At 67.7% G+C, this 22070-nt stretch carries 17 protein-coding genes; 8 read left to right on the plus strand and 9 right to left on the minus strand.

Features of this window, described 5'->3' with window-relative positions:
- Positions 1 to 6: 6 nt before the first annotated feature.
- Positions 7 to 531: a glutaredoxin family protein gene (locus ASC87_RS03970; RefSeq protein WP_056657029.1), complete on the plus strand. Its 525-nt coding sequence runs from the start codon at positions 7 to 9 to the stop codon at positions 529 to 531.
- A 76-nt stretch (positions 532 to 607) separates the two neighbouring features.
- Complete coding sequence (locus ASC87_RS03975) at positions 608 to 1204, plus strand: response regulator (protein WP_056657032.1); 597 nt, start codon at positions 608 to 610, stop codon at positions 1202 to 1204.
- A gap of 302 nt (positions 1205 to 1506) precedes the next feature.
- Here the strand turns inward: ASC87_RS03975 and ASC87_RS03980 are convergent, their stop codons facing one another.
- On the minus strand, positions 1507 to 3111 hold the full coding sequence (locus ASC87_RS03980; RefSeq protein WP_056657035.1) for an ATP-binding protein: 1605 nt from the start codon (positions 3109 to 3111) through the stop codon (positions 1507 to 1509).
- A 155-nt stretch (positions 3112 to 3266) separates the two neighbouring features.
- On the opposite strand from ASC87_RS03980, the gene ASC87_RS03985 reads away from it, so the two are divergent.
- The 3 genes from ASC87_RS03985 (at position 3267) to ASC87_RS03995 (ending at position 10658) form a co-directional block, all read left to right on the plus strand.
- Complete coding sequence (locus ASC87_RS03985; RefSeq protein WP_157603834.1) at positions 3267 to 6488, plus strand: response regulator; 3222 nt, start codon at positions 3267 to 3269, stop codon at positions 6486 to 6488.
- A 1-nt stretch (position 6489) separates the two neighbouring features.
- Entirely contained in the window at positions 6490 to 8754 is a 2265-nt protein-coding gene (locus tag ASC87_RS03990) for a bifunctional diguanylate cyclase/phosphodiesterase (RefSeq protein ID WP_056657041.1), read from the plus strand.
- Positions 8755 to 8819: 65 nt separating this feature from the next.
- Entirely contained in the window at positions 8820 to 10658 is a 1839-nt protein-coding gene (locus tag ASC87_RS03995; RefSeq protein ID WP_056657044.1) for a diguanylate cyclase, read from the plus strand.
- 19 nt (positions 10659 to 10677) lie between these two features.
- Here the strand turns inward: ASC87_RS03995 and ASC87_RS04000 are convergent, their stop codons facing one another.
- A complete protein-coding gene (locus ASC87_RS04000; protein WP_056657047.1) occupies positions 10678 to 11802 on the minus strand; it encodes a DNA alkylation repair protein in 1125 nt (374 codons plus the stop codon).
- A 162-nt stretch (positions 11803 to 11964) separates the two neighbouring features.
- Here ASC87_RS04000 and ASC87_RS04005 point away from each other — a divergent pair, with 162 nt between their 5' ends.
- Positions 11965 to 14235: a diguanylate cyclase domain-containing protein gene (locus ASC87_RS04005; protein ID WP_056657050.1), complete on the plus strand. Its 2271-nt coding sequence runs from the start codon at positions 11965 to 11967 to the stop codon at positions 14233 to 14235.
- A 70-nt stretch (positions 14236 to 14305) separates the two neighbouring features.
- On the opposite strand, the gene ASC87_RS33665 is transcribed toward ASC87_RS04005, so the two are convergent.
- From ASC87_RS33665 to ASC87_RS04020, 3 genes are all read right to left on the minus strand, one after another.
- Positions 14306 to 14752 (minus strand): DUF4279 domain-containing protein, encoded by a 447-nt coding sequence (locus ASC87_RS33665; protein WP_082568376.1) that lies wholly within the window; start codon positions 14750 to 14752, stop codon positions 14306 to 14308.
- A 283-nt stretch (positions 14753 to 15035) separates the two neighbouring features.
- Entirely contained in the window at positions 15036 to 15671 is a 636-nt protein-coding gene (locus tag ASC87_RS04015; protein WP_056657056.1) for an NAD(P)-dependent oxidoreductase, read from the minus strand.
- Positions 15672 to 15682: 11 nt separating this feature from the next.
- On the minus strand, positions 15683 to 16102 hold the full coding sequence (locus tag ASC87_RS04020; protein WP_056657059.1) for a DoxX family protein: 420 nt from the start codon (positions 16100 to 16102) through the stop codon (positions 15683 to 15685).
- Positions 16103 to 16196: 94 nt separating this feature from the next.
- Between ASC87_RS04020 and ASC87_RS04025 the strand changes: the two genes are divergently transcribed.
- Positions 16197 to 16583: a helix-turn-helix domain-containing protein gene (locus ASC87_RS04025; protein ID WP_056657061.1), complete on the plus strand. Its 387-nt coding sequence runs from the start codon at positions 16197 to 16199 to the stop codon at positions 16581 to 16583.
- 32 nt (positions 16584 to 16615) lie between these two features.
- On the opposite strand, the gene ASC87_RS04030 is transcribed toward ASC87_RS04025, so the two are convergent.
- Complete coding sequence (locus ASC87_RS04030; RefSeq protein WP_235582049.1) at positions 16616 to 17677, minus strand: ABC transporter substrate-binding protein; 1062 nt, start codon at positions 17675 to 17677, stop codon at positions 16616 to 16618.
- A gap of 324 nt (positions 17678 to 18001) precedes the next feature.
- Positions 18002 to 18994, minus strand: coding sequence for a LysR family transcriptional regulator (locus ASC87_RS04035; RefSeq protein WP_082568378.1), 993 nt, complete (start codon positions 18992 to 18994; stop codon positions 18002 to 18004).
- Between the two features lie 137 nt (positions 18995 to 19131).
- On the opposite strand from ASC87_RS04035, the gene ASC87_RS04040 reads away from it, so the two are divergent.
- Positions 19132 to 19536, plus strand: coding sequence for a RidA family protein (locus ASC87_RS04040; RefSeq protein ID WP_056657067.1), 405 nt, complete (start codon positions 19132 to 19134; stop codon positions 19534 to 19536).
- 35 nt (positions 19537 to 19571) lie between these two features.
- On the opposite strand, the gene ASC87_RS04045 is transcribed toward ASC87_RS04040, so the two are convergent.
- Together ASC87_RS04045 and ASC87_RS04050 are read right to left on the minus strand one after the other, a co-directional pair.
- The gene (locus ASC87_RS04045; RefSeq protein ID WP_056657069.1) at positions 19572 to 20339 is read right to left on the minus strand and encodes a coniferyl-alcohol dehydrogenase; all 768 of its coding nucleotides are present in this window, start codon (positions 20337 to 20339) and stop codon (positions 19572 to 19574) included.
- Between the two features lie 25 nt (positions 20340 to 20364).
- Positions 20365 to 21843, minus strand: coding sequence for a benzaldehyde dehydrogenase (locus ASC87_RS04050; protein WP_056657072.1), 1479 nt, complete (start codon positions 21841 to 21843; stop codon positions 20365 to 20367).
- Between the last annotated feature and the right edge of the window lie 227 nt (positions 21844 to 22070).

Here is a 22070-nt window from a genome sequence, read left to right on the forward strand (position 1 = left end):
CCGCCGATGACGACCACCTGCCCCAAGTGCCGCCATGTCCGTGAAGCCCACGCCACGGTGCCGTCGTGGCAGTGCCCGAAATGTGGCGTGGCGTACGCGAAGGCGGCCGACGCCGTGGCGCCGGCGCCGAACGCCACCAGCTGGACACCCTCTGCACGCAGCCGGTCGGCCGACGGTGCGCCGTGGGGCAAGATGCTGCTCGGCGCGGTCGTGCTGGGCGCCGCGCTCACCGCGTTCCAGCGTTTGCCGGCCATGGCGTCGGGTCCGGACGTGGCCAAGCTTGCCTCCGCCACGGGCCCCGGAGACGTCGTGATGTTCACCACCAGCACGTGCCCGTACTGCAAGCAGGCGGCGTCCTGGATGAACCAGTACGGTTTTGCCTTCACCGAATGCAATACCGAGACCCATGCGGCGTGCGCACAGACGTTCCAGTCCTATGGTGGCAATGGCGTGCCGTACCTCGTGGTGAAGGGCCATCACATGAAAAACGGCTTCAACAGCGACGAATTCCTGGAAGCTCTCACACCTTGAGACCCCTGCCGCCGACTCGATCGGCCACAATGCGGGTGTGTTGCCCTCATTCACTTTCCGCGCTGAAAGCCCATCCGTGAGCGCCAAAGGCAAGATCCTCGTGGTCGACGACGACCGGCTCGTGCTTGCCACGCTCACCCATGGCCTTTCGCAAGCCGGGTATGAAATCCTCGACGCCGACAACGGCGACGATGCCATCCTGCTCGCCCGGCAGCACCGCCCCGACCTGGCCTTGCTCGACATCCGCATGGAAGGCAAGAGCGGCTTCGACGTGGCGGAATACCTGCGCGACTACTGCCAGATGCCGTTCATGTTCCTGTCGGCGTTTTCGGACGACGCCACGGTGAACCAGGTCAGGGCGCTCGGCGCCGTGGCCTACCTCGTCAAGCCGCTAGACGTGCGCCAGATCGTGCCGGCGGTGGATGCCGCGTTCTCCGAGATCGGCCGTGCCGCCCGCGCCAGTGCCAGCGCGGCCGATACCACCGACCCGGTGGTCATGGCCGAGGTGCTGGCCCAGGCCGTCCCCATGGCCGTGGGCGTGCTGATGCACCGCTATTCGCTGTCCCGCACCGTCGCCTACGAACGCCTGCAACGCCAGGCCGTCGCCGAAGGCCGCCCTGTGCAGGAACAGGCCGAACGGCTGCTGCAAGCCGTGGAACTGCTGGGCAGCTGATCCCCGCAGGCATCGAGGTGCCGGCCTCGGCGCACACGCTGCGATTCGATTCGCAAGCCGCCTATCCTGTCGTCCCGGCGTAGGCCCATTGCTGTCCGGGGAAAATCTCGGTCATCCCGGCGAATGCCGGGATCTCCAGCGGTGGACGGGAACGCTGCTGTTGAGCGAGAAGGTGGAGATCCCGGCCGGACAGCAGTGGGCGAAGGCCGGGATTCACAACGGTGGCCGGAAACGCTGCTGATCAGCGAAACGGTGGAGATCCCGGGCCATGCATCGGGGATGACGGTGCATTCACCGCGCCGTCAATTGCCTAACCAGAATTGAAAGCGGGCGCCGCGGTCGACCTCTGCTTCCGCCCAAATATCGCCCCCATGCCGCCGCACGATGCGCCGCACCGACGCCAGCCCGATCCCGGTGCCCTGGAAATCGTTGGCGCTGTGCAGCCGCTGGAACACGCCGAAGAGGCGGTCGGCGAAGCGCATGTCGAACCCCGCACCGTTGTCACGCACGGTGATGGCGGGGCGGCCTTCGTGCTCGCTGCCCTCGAACCAGATGCGGCCCATGCGGCACTTGCCGGTGTACTTCCACGCGTTGCCCAGCAGGTTCTCGAGCACCACCCGCAGCAGCGTGGCATCGCCGTGGGCCTGCAGGCCCGGTTCGATGAACACCTCCACCTCGCGTTCAGGCGACTGGCGGCGCAGGTCGTCGATGATGTAGCTCGCGAGCATCGACAGGTTCACCGGCTGGCGCGACAGCGGCCGCGACGACAGCTGCGACAGCGCCAGCAGCGAGTCGATCATGCTGTTCATGCGGGCCGCCGCGGCCAGCACCCGGTCGAGGTGGTCGTTGCCAATGCGGTCGATGGCGTGGCCGTAGTCTTCCTTGACGATCTTCGTGAACCCCTCCACCACGCGGATGGGCGCGCGCAGGTCGTGCGACACCGTGTAGCTGAACGACTCGGCGTCGTCGGCGGCGGGGTCGATGCGGGCGGGCGAGGCGTCCATGCGCTGGAAGATGGCGAGCACTTCCTCGTCCTGCGCACCGGGGCAAGGCAGGCGGTGCAGGCGCAGCGTCCAGCCGCCGGGCACGTCGATGGGGGTGTCCACCGGGTGAGCCACGGCGCCTTCGAACACCGGGCGCACGGCTGGCGGCATGCCGCCCAGCAGGTCGTCCCATTGCGCGTCGCCACCGGGCGACGGTTCGCCGAGCCAGGGGCCGCTGGCGCAGTTGTACTTCAGGAGCCGCGGCGGTTGGCCGCGTCGGGGCAGGCCGATGCGGAATACGGGGCTCGGCAGGGCTTGCAACACGTCGGTCAGCAGGGTGGTGACACCGTCCTGCACCAGCCGGGCCGTGCCCACGTAACCCGCAAAATGCCCCTCGGCATCGAGCACCGGCTGGGCCTGCAGCACGAAGCTGGCCGCCGGCCCGCCCGACGCCACGGTCACCTGCAGCCCGGGCAACGGGGACGCCTGTTCGAGGCGCTCCTGGAGTGGCGCGCCGGACCCGTTCGACAAGGTGAAGACATCCCACAGCCGGGCACCGGGGCGCAGCACGGGGCCGCCCGGTGAGGCCGCTGGCGCGCGCCACTCGGTCAGCCGGTGCTGGGCGTCGCTGCGCCATTGCCAGACGTCGAGCAGGCTGCGCAGGGCGTGCGCTTCCGCACGGCACTGCTGGAGCTGGTGGGCGTTGTCGCGGGTGCGCCGGTGGGCGCGCAGGGCCCAGCCGATGATCCCCGCGGTCAGGGTGAGCGAGAGCAGGCTCACCACGGTGGCGGCCGGGGTACCGGCGTCGGCCGCCTGGGCGTAGGCGGGCAGCGCGGTCAACAACTGGGCCGAAGCCAGCGAGACACCGCCGGCGCGGAGCTTGCGCCGGCGCGGCACCGAGGGAGGCAGCAAGGCGCGAGTCATCGAAGCGATTGTACGGACGCCTTCCGGCCTCACGCGCCCGCTCGCCGTGAAGACGACCTCAAGTTCCGGGGCGCCGCACCGAATACAGTACGAACCAAGCGCCGAAGGCGCAGCTGGCACCGCTGGTGGCCGGTCCACCCCGTTCCCTGTTGCCGATGCCCGAAATCCTGACCCGCTCCGCCGAGGGCGATGCCGCCGGCTGGCTGGCCCTGTTGCACCACATCGCATGTGCCGGGGCGCGCTCGCCCGGGCTGCCACAGGTGCTGGCCGACGTGGCGGGGCTGCTCGCCCAGCGCTTGCCGGCACAAGGGTGCGACGTGCTGCGGGTGGTCTCGATCGAGGGCGACACGGCCTGGCTGCAACCGGCGGACGAGGCAGCGCCGTCCGAGGGCCACCCCCGGCGCGCCGGGGCCGGGCGGTCCGCGTTCGACCAGCAGGTGGTGACCGAACCAAGGGACGGCAGCCACGACGTGTTCATCCCCGTCGCACGCCGCGGCCGCGCCGAGGCGGTGCTCGCCGTGCGGTGCCTCGGGCCCGCGCCCGGCATCGCGGGGCTCCAGGCCACGCTCGAAACCGTGCGCCTGAATCTCGGGGCGCTGGCCGACCGCGATGTGTCGCCACGGCCGCCCGGTGAGGCGGAGACCGAGCGCGAGTTCCTGCAGGCCTTGATGGACAACCTGCCGGTCGGACTGTTCGTCTTCGACGTCGAGGAGCGGCGCATCCTCGACATCAACGCGCACGCCGAAGCCGAATTCGGGCTCCGCCGTGATGCGGTGCGGGGCAAGACCGTGGCCGAGGCTTTCGACAGCGGTTTCGCCAACCTCGACACCGACGCGATGACCCGCGCGCTCGCCGAGCCCGTCACCGTCGACACCGACCTGGCGCTGGGCGACGAGTCCAACCGCCGCATCGTCAACATGCGGCACGTGGCGTTGCGCCGCCCCGATGGCAGCCCCCGGTGGCTGATTGCGCTGGCACGCGACATCACGAAGGAACGCAGCGCCGAACGCGACCTGCAGGAATCCGAGCGGCGTTTTCGCGAGTTCGCGGAAACGATGGACGACGTGCTGTTCGTGTCCAACCCCACCCGCACCGCGTTCCACTTCCTGTCGGTCATGCGGTCCGACGGCTGGGGGGTTACCAGCGAGGGGCGCACGAAGGACCCGAAGGACTTCCTGCTCAGCATGCACCCGGACGACCGCTCGCTGCTGCGCCCCCGCCGGGAGGCCGAAGAGCGCCTGGAACCCACCGACATCAGCTACCGCGCCACGCACCCCGCCAAGGGGCTGCGGTGGCTGCGTGCGCGCACGCGCTCGCGGCGCCTGCCCGACGGCGAGATCCGCGTGTACGGGCTCGTCTCCGACGTCACCGACGAGCGCCAGCGGCAGCTCGACCTGCAGGCCGCGCGCGACGCCGCCGAATCGGCCAGCCAGGCCAAGAGCCAGTTCATGGCCAACATGAGCCACGAGATCCGCACACCCATGAACGGCATCCTCGGCATGACCGAGTTGCTGCTCGGCACGGCGCTGTCCGACAAGCAGCGCCGCTTCGTGCAGGCCGTGTACCGATCGGGTGAGTCGCTGCTCGAGATCATCAACGACATCCTCGACTTCTCGAAGATCGAGGCCGGCCGGCTCGACGTGGCCCGCATCGATTTCGTGATGCGCAGCGTGGTCGAGGACACGCTCGAGTTGCTCGCGCCCCGTGCCCACGAAAAGGGCCTCGAGCTCAGCTTCCGCGAAGCCGGAGACCTGCCCGCGGTGCTCAACGGCGACCCGCTGCGCCTGCGGCAGGTGCTCACGAACCTGGTGGCCAACGCCATCAAGTTCACCGAACAGGGCGAGGTGTCGGTGGAGGTGCGGTGCCTGCCCGACGCCTCCGGCGACCGCTTCGAGTTCGTCGTGCGCGACACGGGCATCGGCATCGAGCCCGACATGCTGCCGCGCCTGTTCAACGCCTTCATGCAGGGCAGTGTGGGCCTGGCACGCCGCTACGGTGGAACCGGGCTCGGGCTCACCATCAGCAAGCAGCTGGTGGAGCTGATGGGCGGCGCCATCGAGGTGCAGAGCCGGCCCGGACAGGGCTCGCAGTTCATTTTCACGCTGCCGTTCGGTGTCGTCGAGGGCGACGCGGCCGCGCACGAGGCCGACCTGGTCACGATGCCTGCGCTGCGCGTGCTCGTCGTCGACGACCTCGAAACCAACCGCGTCGTGCTCGACAACATGCTCCGCGCATGGGGCATGCAGGTGTTCATCGCCACCGACGGCCGGCAGGCGCTCGACATCCTCACCGGCCAGACCGCGATCGACCCGCAGTTCGACCTCGCCCTCGTGGACATGCACATGCCACGCATGGACGGCCTCGGCCTCGCGCGTTCGGTGCGGGGAGGCGGCAGGCACCCAGACCTGAAGATGATCCTGCTGTCGTCCATGTCCACGCACGACGACGTTCGTGTCGCTTATGAGGCAGGCTACGACCGCTTTGTCGCCAAACCGTTCAGAAAAGCTGAACTGCGGCAGGCCGTGCTGGCCGTGTCGGCCGGCCGGCCTGACGTTCCCCGGTTGACGCCCCGGCTGAACGCACACATCCTTGTGGTTGAAGACAACGTGGTGAACCAGGAGGTGATCGGGCAGATGCTGCGGGTCCTGGGGTGCCGGGTGCAGGTATGTTCCAGCGGACTGGCGGGATTGCGGGCGTTGTGCGAGGCTCGCTTCGACCTGGTCCTGATGGACATCCAGATGCCGGGCATGGACGGGGTCGAAGCGTTGAGCTGGTTCCGCCAGAGAACGTCGCGGCGGTTCCTGTTCGTCACATCCACCACCACGCCGGTGATCGCGGTCACGGCCAATGCCCTGGAGGGCGATGAAGATCGCTTCCTCGGACTTGGATTCGATGGCTATTTGTCCAAACCGTTCCGCCAACGTCAATTGCTCGCCATGCTGACCCAACACATCCGCACTGCGGCTCCGGCCGATTTCGAACAGAGCACCGGCAGTTCACCCGCCGCGGTCCCGCCCGCCAGCGGTGACGGGGTGCTCGACGTCCAGGCCCTCGACCGCCTGCGCGAGCTCGACCCCACCGGCGAGAACCGGCTCATGGAGCGCGTGGTGTCGGCATTCGAGACCTCCGTGACGCGCCTGATGCCGCAGTTGCAGGAAGCCCTGCAAGCGAATGAACTCGCGGGCATTCGGCACGTTTCCCACACCTTAAAATCTTCGTCAGCCAGCATGGGAGCCGTTAAGCTGTCGAAAATGTGTTCCGAAATCGAAACCATGGCCCGTCAAGGTCAATCCGATGGCATGAACGAACGCGTCGCCCTGCTGCTGGCGGAGGTTGAGGTGGTTCGTGCCGCGTTGAAGCGCGTCGTCAATGCCTGACATGACCGCCAGTGCCGCGTTGGTGGATGATGATCCGCTGGTCCAGCCACGTGTGCTGCTGGTCGACGACGATGAAGTCAACCTGCTGTTGACCGCCATTGCACTGCGCGAACGAGGGTTTTCCATTACCGAAGCCACCAGTGGCGAGCGGGCCATCCAGCTGCTGGCCGACTGGCTCCCCGACGTGGTGGTGCTCGACGCCCTGATGCCGGGCCTCGACGGTTTCCAGACCTGCCACGAACTGCGGCACCTGCCGGGGTTCGAGTCGCTCCCGGTGCTGATGCTCACCGGCCTCGACGACGATGCGTCCATCACCCGTGCCTACGAGGCCGGCGCCACCGACTTCTTCGTCAAGTCCACGCAATGGAGCCTGCTCGCGGGCCGGTTGCGCTACCTGCTGCGCTCGTCGCGCACGCGCCTCGAACTCGAACGCAGCAAGTCCAAGCTCGCCCGCGCACAAGACCTCGCCCGCATGGGCAGCTTCGACTGGCGCAGCGGCCAGGGCGGGCCGGTGTTTTCGCTCGAAGGCCTGCGTGTGTTCGGCATGGGCGCGGGCGACTCGCCCACCATGCGCGAAGTGCTCCGCATGATCCCGCGCGACGACCGCGACGGCTTCATGATGGTGGTGCACGAGGTGCTGCGCCACAGCTCGGTGCTGGCCACCGACATCCCGGTCACGCTGCCCGATGGCCGCCAGCAGCGCATCATCCACGTCGAGGCCGAGCCCGAGTTCAATGAACACGGCAACATGTCCGGCTACACCGGCATCGTGCAGGACGTGACCGACCGCCGCATGGCGGAAGACAAGATCAGGCACCTCGCCAACTTCGATGCACTCACCGGCCTGCCCAACCGCCGCCAGCTGATCTGGCGCACCGAGCGGGCCCTCGAACACGCGCGCCGGCTGAACCACCCGGTGGCGCTGCTGCTGATCGACCTGGACCGCTTCAAGATCATCAACGACACGCTGGGCCATGGGGCCGGCGACGAACTGCTGATGGAAGTCTCGCGCCGGCTGCGGTCGTGCGTGCGCCACTCCGACCAGGTGATGGAAAGCTCCATCGAGTCCATGGGCTCGCGGTCGCACCGCACGCTCGAAGCGGTGGGCCGGCTCGGCGGCGACGAATTCGTGGCGCTGCTGCCCGAGGTGGCCGACGAGACCGATGCCGAACGTGTTGCCGACCGCATCCTCGACGTGATGCGCGAACCCATCTTCGTGGGCGGCCAGGAATGTTTCGTGACCGCCAGCGTCGGCATCGCGATGTTCCCGCGCGACGGCAACTCGGTGGCCGACCTGATGCGCAACTCCGACGTGGCCATGTACTCGGTCAAGGCGCAGGGCCGCAACGCCGCGCTGCTGTACCGGCCGGCGCTGGCCGGCAAGGGCCGCGAGAAGCTCGAACTCGAGAGCGCGCTGCACAAGGCCATCGAACGCAACGAGATGGTGCTGCACTACCAGCCCAAGATCGACGTGCGCGGCGCCCGCATGGTGGGCGTCGAGGCGCTGATGCGCTGGCAGCGTGGCAACACGCTCGTGCCTCCGGGCGACTTCATCCCGCTCGCCGAGGAAACCGGCCTCATCATCCCGCTCAGCGAATGGGCCATCCGCGAGGCCGCGCGCCAGGCCCGCATCTGGCAGGACAACTTCGGGTTCTCCGACTCCATCGCCGTCAACCTGCCCAACCGCCTGTTCGAGCGCACCGACCTCGTGGAAAACATCCACCAGGCCGTCACCGCCTACGGCGTGCCGCACCGCGTCATCGAACTCGAGATCACCGAGACGGGCCTGATGAAGGACCTGCAGAACGTGATCCCGTCGCTGCACCGGCTCAACGAGATCGGCGTGGAGATCTCCATCGACGACTTCGGCACCGGGTACTCGTCGCTCGCGTACCTGACCACGCTGCCCATCAGCGAACTCAAGATCGACCGCTCCTTCGTGCGCGACCTCGGCATGACGCCGCAGAGCTCTGCCGTGGTCACCGCCATCATCGCGCTGGCCCGTTCGCTCGGCCTGCGCGTGATCGCCGAAGGCGTCGAGAACATGCGCCAGATGGAAGTGCTGCACCGCCTCGGTTGCGGGGTGATGCAGGGCTTCCTCTTCAGCAAGGCGCTGCCACCCGACGCGCTGGAGCAGTGGCTGCAACAGACGGTGCTGCCCCGCAAGGCGCCGTGGATCGTCAATGTCGATGAAACCGAGGCGGCCGACGCGTTGCGGGCCATCGCGGAAGCCCGCAGTGCGCGGTTCAACAACCCACCCGTCTGATCGCCCCCGCTGATCGCCTTGTTTTACCCGCTCCCCCGAGCGTTCATGCGACCCCTTCCGCCCCGATGGACACGTCCCGCGCTGCCTCTTTGCGAGCCGCACCTTCCGATGCACTCGCCCCGCAACTGGCCAAGGCCGCGTTGCGCCGCCTGGCCCTCGAAAAGCTCGAACCCACCCCGGAAAACTACGCCCGGGCCTACCAGCTCGAGGCCGGTGGCGTGCCCCCCGGGGCGCTGCCCCCCGGGGCGCTGCCCGCCGGGGCCTTGCCGGCGCTCGATGCCCTGCTGAGCCGCGCGCTGGCCGCCGGTGAGCCCGAGACCCGCGGCGAGGTCAAGGACGCGCTGCTGCAAGGCCAGTGGGACCAGGCCGAACGCCTCGTGAATGCCCAGCCCGGCCTGCCGCAGCAGGGCGCCGCGCTCGCTGACCTGATCGACCGCATCGTGCGCGGGGTGCAGCAGGGGGGCCGGCAATGGACCAGCGCCCGCAAGAAAGACAGCCTGGCCCGCGTGCTGGCCAGCACCAGGAGCGACCCGCGCCGCCTGCAGCAGCGCCTGGGCCAGCTGGTGCAGGGCTGGGAAACCGACACCCCGGACGAGGCCGTCGAAACCGACACCACCCCGTTCGACGACACCCCGCAGACCGAACACGCACGCGCCGGCGAGCCCGCGCTGGAGACGATCCGCCTGGGCCAGGCCGGCCCCGAGGTGAACGCAGCGCTGTGGCACCAGCTCATCGGCAGCCTCGGGGGCACCGTGCTCCAGGCGCTGCCCCCGCCGCCGTCGCCCAGCGCCGAGTTGTCCGAGGCCCTCGTGCAACTGAGCGAAAGCATCGTCGCCGCCGGCCCTACACCTGTTCAGTCCGAACAGATGGACCAGCTGTGCAAGCGCGCCAACCGCGTGCTGCTGCACCGCCACCACCTGATCGACCAGCTTGGCAGCCTGTGCAAGCAGCTCACGTCGAGCCTCGCCGAACTGGCCGAGGATGACAGCTGGGCCCAGGGCCAGGTGGATGCGATGACGCAGGAGATCGACTTCGGCCTCACCGCGCGCAGCATCCGCTCGGTGAGCGAGATGCTCGACAGCACCCGCGAACGCCAGCAGGCCCTGCGCGTCGAACGCGGCCAGGCCCGCGACGCGCTGAAGGCGCTGATCAACCAGATGCTCAGCGAGCTCGGCGAACTCGGTTCGCAGACCGGCCGCTTCCACGAAAGCCTCGACAAGTACGCCGGGGTCATCGACAAGGCCGACTCGCTCGAAAGCCTGGCCGGCGTGGTGCGCGAGATGGTGGCCGAGAGCCGCACCGTGCAGACGCTGGTGCAGCAGGCGCAGGGCCGCTTGCAGTACGAACACGCGCGGGCCACGGGCCTGTCCGAGCGGGTGGTGGAACTCGAGACCGAGTTGCGCCGCCTGTCGCAGGAGGTCTCTACCGACCAGCTGACCCAGATCGCCAACCGCCGCGGCCTGATGCAGGCGTTCGATGCCGAACGTGCGCGCCTGGAGCGCAGTGGTGCGCCGCTGTCCATCGGCCTGCTCGACGTCGACAACTTCAAGCGGCTCAACGATGACCTGGGCCACGCCGCGGGCGACACGGCCCTGAAGACACTCGCCGCGGTGGTCAGCAAGACCCTGCGGCCCACCGACCTGGTGGCCCGTTACGGCGGCGAGGAATTCGTGGTGCTGCTGCCCGACACCCCGCTCGAGGAAGGTGAACAGATCCTCACGCGGCTGCAGCGGTCGCTCACCGGCAGCCTGTTCATGCACGAGCAGCGCCAGGTGTTCGTCACGTTCTCCGCCGGGGTCACCGCCTACCGCGCGGGTGAACGCATCGAGGTGGCGCTGGAGCGCGCCGACGAAGCCCTCTACGAGGCCAAGCGCACCGGCAAGAACAGGACCTGCGTGGGCTGAGAAGGCCCCTCCTGGCCGCTCACACCAGGTCGAACGGCGCCTCGCCCACCACCACGCCGTTCACCCGTACCTCCACGGCGTGCGGGCCCGGGTACAGCGCCCGGGTGGTGCGGGGCACGAAGTCGCGCCGGAAGCGCAGCGGGCAGGCCTGCCCCGGCACCAGCGTGACCTGCGTGCCCTTGAACACCTTCACGCGCACGGCGCCGCGCGCGCTCGCATACCGCACGGCATAGTCCACGCAGGCCGACACGGGCTCGCCGCCGGTGCTGTGCAGCGCCGCGGTGAGTTCGATCTCGCCGCCCACCGGCACCGATCGTGCGCTCAGCGCGAGGCCGGTCAGCCGCACGTCGGCGTGGGTGTCGAACCCCAGCAGCTGCAGCGCTTCCGGGTGCCCCTTCTTGACGAGCGTGCGCACCGCGTGGCGCACCGTGCCCGCCGCGTCGCTGCCGAAGGTGTGGGTCCAGCGGGTGGCGTGCGCCAACGCGAGGTCGGGGTCGAGCCGGCTCACGTCGTTCAAGTGGTTGGCCGCCGACCGGCGCACCACCTCGTCGGGGTCCGCGGCCAGGGGGGCGATCAGCGCGAGCGCGCGGGCGGGGTCGCGCTTCAGCGCGGCGATGTGCCGGCCCCACGGCAGCAGCGGGCGGGTGCCTTCGGAGGCCAGCCGGCGCACGCGCGGGTCGGGGTCGGCCACCCAGTGCGCGGTGTGGTCGAGCGTGAGGTCGAGGTGGGCCTCGAGGAACGCGCGGATGGCGAACTCGGCCGTGAAGTGTTTCGTGAGGCGGGCGAGGGCGGGCAACGCGGTGTCCGGTGTGCCGACACCGGCGATGGCCACCCACTCGAGGAACGGTGCGATCCGGAAGGCCGCGATGCCTTCGCCCACCCGCTGCGTGGCCGGCGGTTCGTCGAGGGCCCGTTCGACGATGGCGAGGGCCGCACTGAAATCGGATGGCAACGTGGCGGCCAGCGTTTCGGCCACGCGGCGCACACGCGCCATCAGGCTCAACGCATCGAACTGCTGCCCTGCGAGCCGCTTGAACCGCGGGGCATCGAAGGCGGGGTGCGCGACGGCCACGAGCTGGGCAATCCCCGCCACGGTGGCCTTCGAAAAGCCGTCCTTCAGGGCGGGCGCAGGGGAGGTGTCCATCGGGCGGCCTGTTTGTCGGAATGCGGCAGTGTAGTGCTGCAGCCCCGTGGAAATGCCCGGTCTTCGGGGCGTTCCACCGCGGGCTGCGCGACGTGGGCACTGGCTTAATTCATGTTTTCGTGCCGGCGGCGTCGCCCGTCACGGCACCACAGGATCGCCACCATGGTCATCGCCCCGCCAACCCTCGACGAGCACCAGCGCATCACGCAGCTGCATGCGCTCGCGCTCCTCGACTCGGCACCGGAACCCGCCTTCGATGCGCTGACGCGGCTCGTGGCGCGGCTGCTGCGTGTGCCCGTGGCGCTCGTGTCGCTGGTCGACGAACACCGGCAGTGGTTCAAGTCGCGCGTGGGCCTCGACGCCACCGAAACCCCGCGTGACCTGGCGTTCTGCGCGCATGCGATCCATGGCGACGGGCCGCTTGTTGTGCCTGATGCCTTGCTGGACCCGCGTTTCGCGGACAACCCGCTGGTCACCGGTGCCCCTCACATCCGGGCCTACGCGGGCATCCCGCTGCGCACCGCCGAAGGCCATGCGCTGGGCACGCTGTGCGCCATCGACCACCAGCCGCGGGCGTTCTCCGCGGCAGACCTGGCGCTGCTGCAGGAGTTCGCCGATGTCCTGCATCGCGAGGTACGCCACCGCGAGGCGGCGCTGCGCGCGCGGCAGGCGGCCGAGTGCGAACGCGCGCGCAACGAGGCCAACCTGCAAGCGATGCTGCAGCATGCCCAGGACGCCTTCACCAGCCTCGAGCACGACGTCTCCCAGCGCAAGAGCGCCGAACGGCGGCTGGCCGACAGCGAACGGCGGCTCAACGCCGTCGTCAACGACCAGACCGACATCGTGTGCCGCTTCGACCACCAGGGGGCGCTGACGTTTGCGAACGCCGCGTGCCGGCGGCTTTTCTCGCTCACCGATGCCAGCATCGGCGTGGCCACGTGGCGCGCCGTGGTGTGGCCCGCCGACATTCCCGCGGTGGCGAGCCAGCTCAAGGCCATGTCGCCGGACAACCCCCTCGTGGTCACCGAGAACCGGTTCGTCGACGACGCCGGTGCGCTGCGCTGGGCCGAGTTCATCAACAGAGGTTTCTTCGACGCGGACGGTGTGCTGCAGGAAGTGCAGACCGTGGGGCGTGACGTGACCGAGCGCAAGAATCTCGAGGCGTGCCTGGCCGATGCCACCGAACGCCAGCAGGACCTGTACGACAACGCCCCGTGCGGCTACCACTCGATCGACGCCACGGGGAAGTTCCTGCAGATCAACCGCACGGCGCTCGCATGGCTCGGCTGCGAACGCGACGAGGTGGTGGGCCGCCTGGGGCCGGCCGACTTCTTCACTGAGGAAGGCCGGGCGCAGTTCAGCATCAACTTCCCCAAGTTCATTGCTGACGGCTGCATCGGCCCGCTGCAGTTCGACCTGCGCAGCCGCGACGGCACCGTGCGCCGCATCAGCGTGTCGGCCACCGCCGTGCGCGACGCGCAGGGCCGCCTGCTGATGAGCCGTTCGGTCATGTACGACATTTCGGAGATGGACCGCATCAAGCGTGAGCTCCAGCGGCTCAACCGCGAGCAGGCGCTGATGCTCGACAGCGACCTCGTCGGCATCGTCAAGCTGCGCGACCGGTGCGTGGTGTGGAAGAACCGGGCGCTCGACCGCATGTTCGGGTTCGAGCCGGGGGAGCTCGATGGCCAGCCCACGCGCATCCTCCACAAGGACCAGGACTCGTACGACAGGATGGGCCGCGAGGCCTACCCCGCGATGCAGAACGGCGGCACCTACAGGGCCCAGGTGCACATGGTCAAGCGTTCCGGCGAGCCCATCTGGGTGGATGTGAGCGGCGCGTTGTTGTCCGAGGAAACCGGCGAGACGATGTGGTTGATGATGGACATCACCACGATGAAGCTTTACCAGGAGCAGGTGGAGCGGCTCGCGTTCCACGACATGCTGACCGGCCTGCCCAACCGCACGCTGCTGATGGACCGCCTGGGCCAGGCCTTGTCGCAGGCCAAGCGGTCGGGCGACCTGCTGGCCGTGTGCTTCATCGACCTCGACGGCTTCAAGGCCGTCAACGACCACTTCGGCCACGACGCCGGCGATCGCCTGTTGCGCGTGATCGCCGAGCGCCTGCGCGACTGCATCCGCGGCACCGACACCGTGGCCCGCCTGGGCGGCGACGAGTTCGTGCTGGTGCTGACGCAGCTCGCCAACCACGACGAATGCCGCACCATCCTCGACCGCGTGCTGACCGCCGTGGCCGAGCCGGTGGTGCTGGGCGCGGGGCAGGTGGCCCACGTGTCGGCGAGCATCGGCGCGGCGTTCCACCCGAACGATGGCGTGGACGCCGAGGTGCTGCTGTCGTTCGCCGACAAGGCGATGTACCGGGTCAAGCAGGCGGGGCGGTTGTCGGTGCCGTTTGGTGGTTGGCGGGTTTGAGGGGGCCGTACACCGACCTGCTGCTCCACGGTATGGGCCTGGGCATCAGGAACACCTCTGAATGCACGAGTTATGCGTCACTACCCGCGCTGCTTGCGCGCCGGTCCTCCGCGTATTCAGCTTCGTCGGCGAAGTAGATGTCCCAGTGGATCTCGAGTTTGAGGTCTGCCAAGTCTCGCAGCGTCTGCAGATCCAGAAGGGGCCCACCCTGCCCAGAGGAAACCCAATAGCAGCAGATGTCGACGGCGCACCCTGCGGATCGGAGTTGGTCGAGTTGCTCAAGTTTCCCACCGAGTAGCGACGTCAAATGACGGACGTGAGCCAGACCATCTTGCGACTGAACGTAGCGTTCGGAGCACCAGGACCAGTAGTGTGCTGCTCTTCTCTGCTTGTATTTTGACTGGGGGTCGCGGGGGTATGCGCACGTTGGCTCGATGCCAAGCGTGCGAGCAACATCTTCCGGACTGACAGTGTCCGAGAAGATTCTGAGAGTGGCAAAGGTCTCGAGGCAGCTCATCTTTGTACTGGCAGCGTTGTGTGAAGGCTAACGTTGGACATGACGATATACGAGCCTACGGCGAGCACGAATGCCGCCAAATCAAGCAGTACCGGTCCTTGTGAGTTGGCCAGCAGCAATGACAACAGTCCTCCCACAGGAGGCCCGACTGCTATGAAAATGAAGATCGACTGGGCCGCATGCCCGGGCTTCGGCTCACGCCAGAAGGTGGGCGCGTGAATGGTCGGCTTCGCGCACTTGGGCTTTGCTATCGGCGACCGCTGCGACCCAATCCCCATCGCAGTCAACCCGTGCTGATGCCAGGTGCCTTGTGCACGAACTCGGGGTTCGATATCTGATCGAACATGAACGCGGCAACCTCTTCACGGGAGACCGTCATGGTGTGCCGCGAGTGACCATAGAGCCCCACGTTCAGGCGGGCGGAGGCGGGATGGTTCTTCAGGAACGCCACCCGAACCATCGTCCAGTCCAGCTGTGAATCCCGTATCGCTTCCGCCAGCCCGATGATGTCGCGATAGGCACTGGGCATTGCTAGCCTGATCAGCAACGCAGGCGCCCGGACCCTCCAATCCGGCCCGTCGCCAGGGTCGGCTGCCGTGCCGGTCGACACGGCGATAAGGCGCTTCACGTCCTCCTGCTTCATCGCGGAAATGATGGCTTGCGTGGCTCGGGTGATCGGCAGGTCCTTGGGGTGTGGCACTGCCGTTGGCCCGAGTGCTGACAACGCGGCGTCGGCGCCGCGCACGGCCTCTCTCACGCGATCGATGTCAGCCAGTTCCCCTCGGACAATGCGCACGTTCGGGCTTTCGAAGGGGGTGCTCGAACGCACGAAGACGGTGAGGTCCATGCCACGTTTCAATCCTTCATCGATCAGGTACTTCCCTGTTTTTCCGGTCGCACCGAACAGGGTTGCCTTCATGTTGGGCAACGTCATGAAACGCCCAGCGCGCTGTCGGTTGTCCGGTGTGTCGCCGCAGGGGCGTATGGCGACGCAACCTCGCGCGCCGCGTTCTGTGTCATGAACGACGTGACCAGCAGCACGAGGCCCACGGCAGCGGGCACGCCAGCGCTGGACTTGCGGACGCCGACATGTGCCGCGCCTGACAGCAGCAAGTGATAGAGGATTCCGGCGTAGGCGAGATCGCTGAGCGCGACGTTCGCGCGTGACAGCACGGCGGCCACTGCGAGGAGTTTCACGGTGGTGAGGACCGGCACCAGATAGCCGGGATAACCAAGGCCGGCGATGACCTTGCGGACCTGGTCCCCCTTTGCGATGTACATCGTGGCGGATGCCAGGTAGAGCGCAGACAACAGCGCAGTGCTTGTCCAGTAGAGATAGTTTCCAGTCATGGGATTTTCCTGGCCGGCGTGATTGCATCGGCTTGCAGCGAGGATGTCGTTTAATATGAATCGCCGCAAGTAGGATGAAAAACTGGTGCTTAGTATGAAAAAGCAGACCAATGGCGCCAATGGCACCTACGACATCAACATGCACGAGGAAATGCGCCGTGCATTCGGGCTGCTCTCGGGCAAATGGAAGCTGGAAATCATGTGGTTGCTCAACCAGCGGGTCTACCGCTTCGGGGAGTTGCGCAAAGCGATCCCCGGCATCACCCAGCACATGCTGACGGCGCAACTTCGCGAGCTGGAGGCCGATGGCCTGGTGTCGCGCACCGTGTTCGCGGAGGTGCCTCCGCGGGTCGACTACGAAATCACCGCGAAGGCCCGCGGACTGGGGCCCACGATGGAAGCGCTGACCGCCTGGTGGCAGTTGCATGGGGGCACCGTTCCGAAGCGGCCGGCCTTGCGAGGGCGCAAAGCGAAGGCCTAGTTGTCGAAATCAGCCGCTTGTTCGGCGTAGCCTCAACGCACGATGGTCAGGTCCTCGCGCACCATCGCCAATTCCACAAACGAAGAACCCCGATGCTTGCCGGGCCCGTATGTGAGCGTGAAGGGGCCGATCTCCTGGCGGCCCAACCCTTCCGCGGCATTGCGCAATGTCGCGCGGTCGATCTTGGGTCCGGCGTTCTGCATGGCCTTCATCAGCAACCGTGCTGCGACGTAGCCCTCCATCGCGAAGCCCGAGGAAGAGAAATCGTCCTTGCTGCTCGGCTGCTGCGCCTTCAAAGCGCGACGGAAGTCGCCGGCGATCGCCGTGGAACCTCTCGGATTGGGAACGCGCTTGGCGATCACGAAGCCGTGCACGGCACTGTTCGCCTCGCGCACGAGATCTGCAGCGCTGATGCTGGAGATGCCGTAGTGGAGCAGGCGGCCCGGGCCGCCCGCGCCCGAGCTATTCAGTTCCTTGAGCAGCCTGCCGCTGTATTGCGACGATGCCAGGTGGACCACAGCCTGTGGGTCGCCCTGCAGCAGCGCTTTGGCAGCCGAGGGGAAGTCTGGGGACTTTGGATCGCAGGGCACCGCTTTTGGCGTGGACAGCTTGTGCTCGCTTGCAAATGCGTTGACCAGCGCCAGCTTGCCCTGACCGAAGTCATCGTTCGGATAGAACACGCTGATTCGCTGCGAACCGATGGTGGTCAGGTGCGTCAGGATCTTGGTGATCTCGTCCGAATGGGTGCCGCGCACGAAGAAGACTTGCGGCTGGTTCTCCGATTGCAGGATATCGTTGCTCGAGACAGGCGCGAACAGCATCACGCCGGCCGCCTTGGCAAGCGGCATCACTGCCTTCGTGCAGGCCGTGCCCGTATAGCCGAACAGGGCCAAAGGCGCCTCGCTGCCGCTGAGCAACTGCGTGGTGTTCTGTACGGCCTTGTTGGCGTCATACCCGTCATCCGCGGAGATGAACTCGATGAGCCTGCCGTGGATGCCACCTGCTGCATTGGCAGCCGCGAAAGCGGCCTTCGCGCCGATGTTGAATGCCAGCCCGACGTCTGCCTGGGGCCCCGACAACGCGGCCGACTGCACGATGCGCAATCGGCTTGGTGTACCGATCTTCGGTGCTGGCGAGCTCTGTGCGTGGACCAGTGGCACGTGCGCGACTGTGCAAAGGGCGCCCATCAGGGCCTGGAGCGAGAAAGTTCGACGGGTTTGCATGAGAAGCCACTCTAGCTACGGCCCGCCATGCCGCCATGATGGAACATTGACGAAACCATGCTCGACCGGGCAAGACCGGCCGCTGCGCCAAAAAGTACCGCGGCGCTTGGCGCGGCAGCCGCTTCACGCAAACCTTGTTCACCGAGGGCCTCGGCCGCACCGGCAGGACGGTGCAACGCAGGTCGAGCTGCGCATTCACGTGGGAGATGGCCCATCGCATTCGGCACGGACGGCACCGGACCCTGGCGAAACGGAAGCCGATGGCCCAGACCACCGCCCGCTGACCGGCGCATGCTGCCCCATCAACTCTGCCACCCAATCGATGAACACGCGCAGCTTGGCACTGACGTGCCGGTTCGGCGGAAACGCCACGTACAGTGGCATCGGCTCCAGCCGCCAATCCTCGAGCAGGGGCACGAGTTCACCGTGAGCCACGTGCGCCTCGGCCATGTAGTGCGGCAACCAGAGGACGCCGAGGCCGGCCACGCCGGCGGCGAGGTAGGCGTTGCCATCGTCGAACGCGAACATGTGGCGGCCGTGCACCTCGATGTGCTCGTCGCCGCGGCGCATGGTGGACCGAAGCACCTTGCCGCTGCGTGACCCCAGGAACCCCACGATGCGGTGATGCGTGTCTTCCAGCTCGCCCGGGTGCGACGGTGAGCCGGCGTGTGCGAGGTAGCCCGGCGCCGCGTACAGGCCGAGCTGCAGGTCGCCCACGCGGCGTGCCACCAGCGACGGGTCGGTGAGTTCGCCGCCGCGCACCACGCAGTCCACGTTCTCGCCGATCAGGTCCACCATGCGGTCGCTCACGCCCATGTCGAGCTGGATGTCGGGGTAACGCGCGTGGAACGCCGGCAACGCCGGCACCAGGATCAGGCGGGCCAGCGGGGTGGGCACGTCCACGCGCAGCCTGCCCCGTGGTGACGCCGAGGCGCTGGACAGGCTGGTCTCGGCGTCGTCCATGTCGGCCAGCAGGCGCACCACACGCTCGTAGTAGGCCGCACCGTCGGCCGTGACGTTCACCTTGCGCGTGGTGCGGTTGAGCAGCTTCACGCGCAGCCGCGCCTCCAGCTGCTGCACCAGCTGCGTCACGCTGGTCTTGTTCATCCGGAGTGTCTCGGCGGCCTTGGTGAAGCTGCGTGTTTCCACCACGCGCGCGAATGCCTGCATGGCATCAAAACGGTCCATGGTCTTCCCGGTGGTGATTGGTTGGATTTCGCAAACAGTGATTGTTGGCCTGCTGCGTTGATCCGGGCGGCACGCGTCCCTAAAGTCCCTTCACCGTGATCCCCGGGTCGGCATCGACCCTCTCAAGAAGGTACCCCATGACTCAGCGTGATGTTGTTTTCCCCGCAGGGCGCCAGGCGCTCTACGACAAGAATCGCTACTCGCCGGCGATTCGGTCCAACGGCTTCCTGTTCGTGTCGGGGCAGGTGGGCAGCCGCCCCGACGGTTCCCCGGAGCCCGAGCTGGAAGCGCAGGTGCGGCGCGCGTTCGACAACCTGAATGCGATCCTCGCGGCGGCCGGTTGCACGTTCGACGACGTGGTGGACGTCACGGCCTTCATCGTCGACCCCGAGTCGACGTTCGAGACGATCTGGAAGATCGTGCCCGAGTATTGGGGCGAGGCACCACACCCGACGCTGACCGGCATCGGGGTGACGTGGCTTTATGGTTTCCAGTTCGAGATCAAGGTGATCGCGAAGCTGCCGGAGAACGCCGGGGGCTGAGAGGGTACAAGGCGGACCGCCCGGCGATCACCTGCTCACAGGTAGGTCGACGCCAACCCGCCATCCACCGGGAGGTTGACGCCACTGATCCAGCGCGAAGCGTCGTCGCACAGGAAGGCGATCACCGGCGCCACCTCGTCGCTGAAGGCCGGGCGCTTCATGCGGTGCGCGTCTTTCTGGACGCGTTCTTCGCCCAGCATGGCGACGAAGTCGCCCAGGATGGGCGTGAACACGGGGCCGGGCGCGACGCAGTTCATGCGCACCCCACGCTCCAGGAAGACCTTCTGCGATTGCGTGAAGGTCCAGACGATCAGCGCTTCCTTGAAGTACTGGTAGCAGGTCTCCTGCGGCACCGGGTGGTCGCGCAGCCACTGCGCGCCTTCGGCAAAACCCGTGGTGGCGCCCAGTGCCCGGTGCTGCTCCAGCCGCGCCGGCCATTCGGCCCCCAGGATGGACGAGACGTTGACGATGGCGCCGCCAGCCGTCATGCGCTCCAGCATGCGCTGCGTGAAGTGGCGCAGGCCCAGGTAGTTGACTTGGCCCACCAGGTCAACGGGTGCCGTGCCGGGCACGCCGGCGATGTTGGCCACTGCGTCGATGTGATCGGGCAGCTGGCCGATGGCGGCATCGATGGCGGCCGGGTTGCCGAGGTCGATCTTGACGAACCCGTCCAGGGTCAGCGTGGGGTCGTTGCGGTCCACGCCGATCACGCGGGCGCCTTGCAGGCGGGCGAGCTTGGCGAAGTCAGAACCGATGCCCGAGCAGCAGCCGGTGACGACGATGGTCTTGTTGGCGAGTGTCATGGGAAGTCTCCTGGTGGCGTCGGGGTCAGAACGGGAAGGCCGGTGGCGTGTCCTTGACGGTGAGCCACTGCCATTGTGTGTACTCGTCGATGTCGGCCGGGCCGCCCACGCTGCCGCCATTGCCCCCGATGCCGGGACCGCCGAACGGGTTGGTGCATTCGTCGTTGACGGTCTGGTCGTTGATGTGGACCATGCCGGCACGCAGGCGCTGCCCGATGGCCATCGCGCGGCCGATCGAGGGGCTGATCACGGCCGCGGCCAGGCCGCCTTGGCCGGTGTTGGCCAGTTCGACGGCTTCGTCGTCGGTGCGGAACGTGATCAGGTTGACCACGGGGCCGAAAGGCTCGTCATCGAAAGCGCGCATGCCGGGTTTGACGCCCGAGAGCACGGTGGGCTTGTAGAACAGGCCTTCGAAGGTGCCCCCGGCCTCCAGGGTGGCACCCGCCTTGACGGTGTCTCGCACCACGCTGTCGAAGCGCTGCAGCTGCTTGGCGTCGATCATCGGGCCGAGCGCCACCTGGCCGCTCGCGCCGTCGCCCACGGGCAGGTGCCGGGCCTTGCCGACGAGCCGCGTCTTGATCGCCTCGGCGATGTCGGCGTGCACCAGGATGCGATTGGACGCCATGCAGATCTGGCCCTGGTGGAACCACGCGCCGAAGGCCGCGGCGCTGGCGGCCTGGTCGGGGTCGGCGTCCTCGAGGATGATGAGATTGTTCGCGCCGCCCAGTTCCAGCGACACCTTCTTCAGGTGCTGGCCGGCCAAGGCACCGATGCGCCGGCCCACGCCCGGCGAACCGGTGAAGGCGATCATCGGCACGCGTGCGTCGGTCACGAGCGCCTCGCCGGCTTCGGCATCACCCGGCAGCACTTGCAGCAGGCCCGCGGGCAGTCCGGCTTCCTCGAACACCCGGGCCATCAGGAAGCCCCCGCTGACGGGGGTCCGGGTGTCCGGCTTGAGCACCACGGCGTTGCCCAGCGCCAGCGCGGGCGCGACCGAACGCAGGCCCAGGATCAGCGGGAAGTTGAAGGGCGAGATCACGCCCACCACGCCATGCGGCACGCGCCGCGCGATCGACAGGCGTCCGGGCACGCTGGGCAGCACCTGGCCCTGGGCCTGCATCGGCAGTGCGGCGGCGATCTGGCACAGCGTCACCGCCTCGCGCACCTCGTGCTGGCCCTTGGCCAGGATGGCGCCGGTTTCGCGGGCGATGGCCAAGGCCAGTTCGTCGAAGTGCCGCTGGAAGAGGGCGGCGGCGCGGTGGAAGACGGCAGCGCGGTCGCGCGGTCCCGTTGCGGCCCATGCCGCCTGTGCGTCCTTGGCGCGGCCGATGGCTTCGCGCATGTCGACCGCGTCGGCCACGCCCACGATGGTGAGGCAGGTGCCGGTGGCGGGTTCCATCACTTCGCGTGTGCCGCCCAGGGCGGTGCGCCACTGGCCGGTGTCATAGAGGCGGCCATGCCAGGCCGACGGATCGAGCAAAGAGATGGATTCGGGTGCACCCATGAGGTCTCCTCGGGAGTTGGGGGAAATCGTGAAAAAGGACCAATCGGTGTCATGGAACGCAAGTCATGCGCCTGTCTCGGCGAACGCACGTGCCGGATGCCGCGGCACAAGCCGTCTGTCGCAGGGGATCTCGGTGTTTTCCCAGGGTCTCGCGGGTCCGCCTCCCGTTGGCAGGACCTGGGTGTTTCCCCGGGGTGGACTTGCTGAAATGGTCAATCCGCGGACAC

The sequence above is a fragment of the Rhizobacter sp. Root1221 genome, assembly GCF_001425785.1.
Taxonomy (GTDB): domain Bacteria; phylum Pseudomonadota; class Gammaproteobacteria; order Burkholderiales; family Burkholderiaceae_C; genus Rhizobacter.

Bases quoted from the DNA above. Each gene is read 5' to 3' on its own strand.
- ASC87_RS03970 (WP_056657029.1), top strand. From the start codon at position 7: ATGACGACCACCTGCCCCAAGTGCCGCCATGTCCGTGAAGCCCACGCC.
- ASC87_RS03980 (WP_056657035.1), bottom strand. From the start codon at position 3,111: ATGACTCGCGCCTTGCTGCCTCCCTCGGTGCCGCGCCGGCGCAAGCTC.
- ASC87_RS03985 (WP_157603834.1), top strand. From the start codon at position 3,267: ATGCCCGAAATCCTGACCCGCTCCGCCGAGGGCGATGCCGCCGGCTGG.
- ASC87_RS03990 (WP_056657041.1), top strand. From the start codon at position 6,490: ATGACCGCCAGTGCCGCGTTGGTGGATGATGATCCGCTGGTCCAGCCA.
- ASC87_RS03995 (WP_056657044.1), top strand. From the start codon at position 8,820: ATGGACACGTCCCGCGCTGCCTCTTTGCGAGCCGCACCTTCCGATGCA.
- ASC87_RS04000 (WP_056657047.1), bottom strand. From the start codon at position 11,802: ATGGACACCTCCCCTGCGCCCGCCCTGAAGGACGGCTTTTCGAAGGCC.
- ASC87_RS04005 (WP_056657050.1), top strand. From the start codon at position 11,965: ATGGTCATCGCCCCGCCAACCCTCGACGAGCACCAGCGCATCACGCAG.
- ASC87_RS33665 (WP_082568376.1), bottom strand. From the start codon at position 14,752: ATGAGCTGCCTCGAGACCTTTGCCACTCTCAGAATCTTCTCGGACACT.
- ASC87_RS04015 (WP_056657056.1), bottom strand. From the start codon at position 15,671: ATGAAGGCAACCCTGTTCGGTGCGACCGGAAAAACAGGGAAGTACCTG.
- ASC87_RS04020 (WP_056657059.1), bottom strand. From the start codon at position 16,102: ATGACTGGAAACTATCTCTACTGGACAAGCACTGCGCTGTTGTCTGCG.
- ASC87_RS04025 (WP_056657061.1), top strand. From the start codon at position 16,197: ATGAAAAAGCAGACCAATGGCGCCAATGGCACCTACGACATCAACATG.
- ASC87_RS04035 (WP_082568378.1), bottom strand. From the start codon at position 18,994: ATGGACCGTTTTGATGCCATGCAGGCATTCGCGCGCGTGGTGGAAACA.
- ASC87_RS04040 (WP_056657067.1), top strand. From the start codon at position 19,132: ATGACTCAGCGTGATGTTGTTTTCCCCGCAGGGCGCCAGGCGCTCTAC.
- ASC87_RS04045 (WP_056657069.1), bottom strand. From the start codon at position 20,339: ATGACACTCGCCAACAAGACCATCGTCGTCACCGGCTGCTGCTCGGGC.
- ASC87_RS04050 (WP_056657072.1), bottom strand. From the start codon at position 21,843: ATGGGTGCACCCGAATCCATCTCTTTGCTCGATCCGTCGGCCTGGCAT.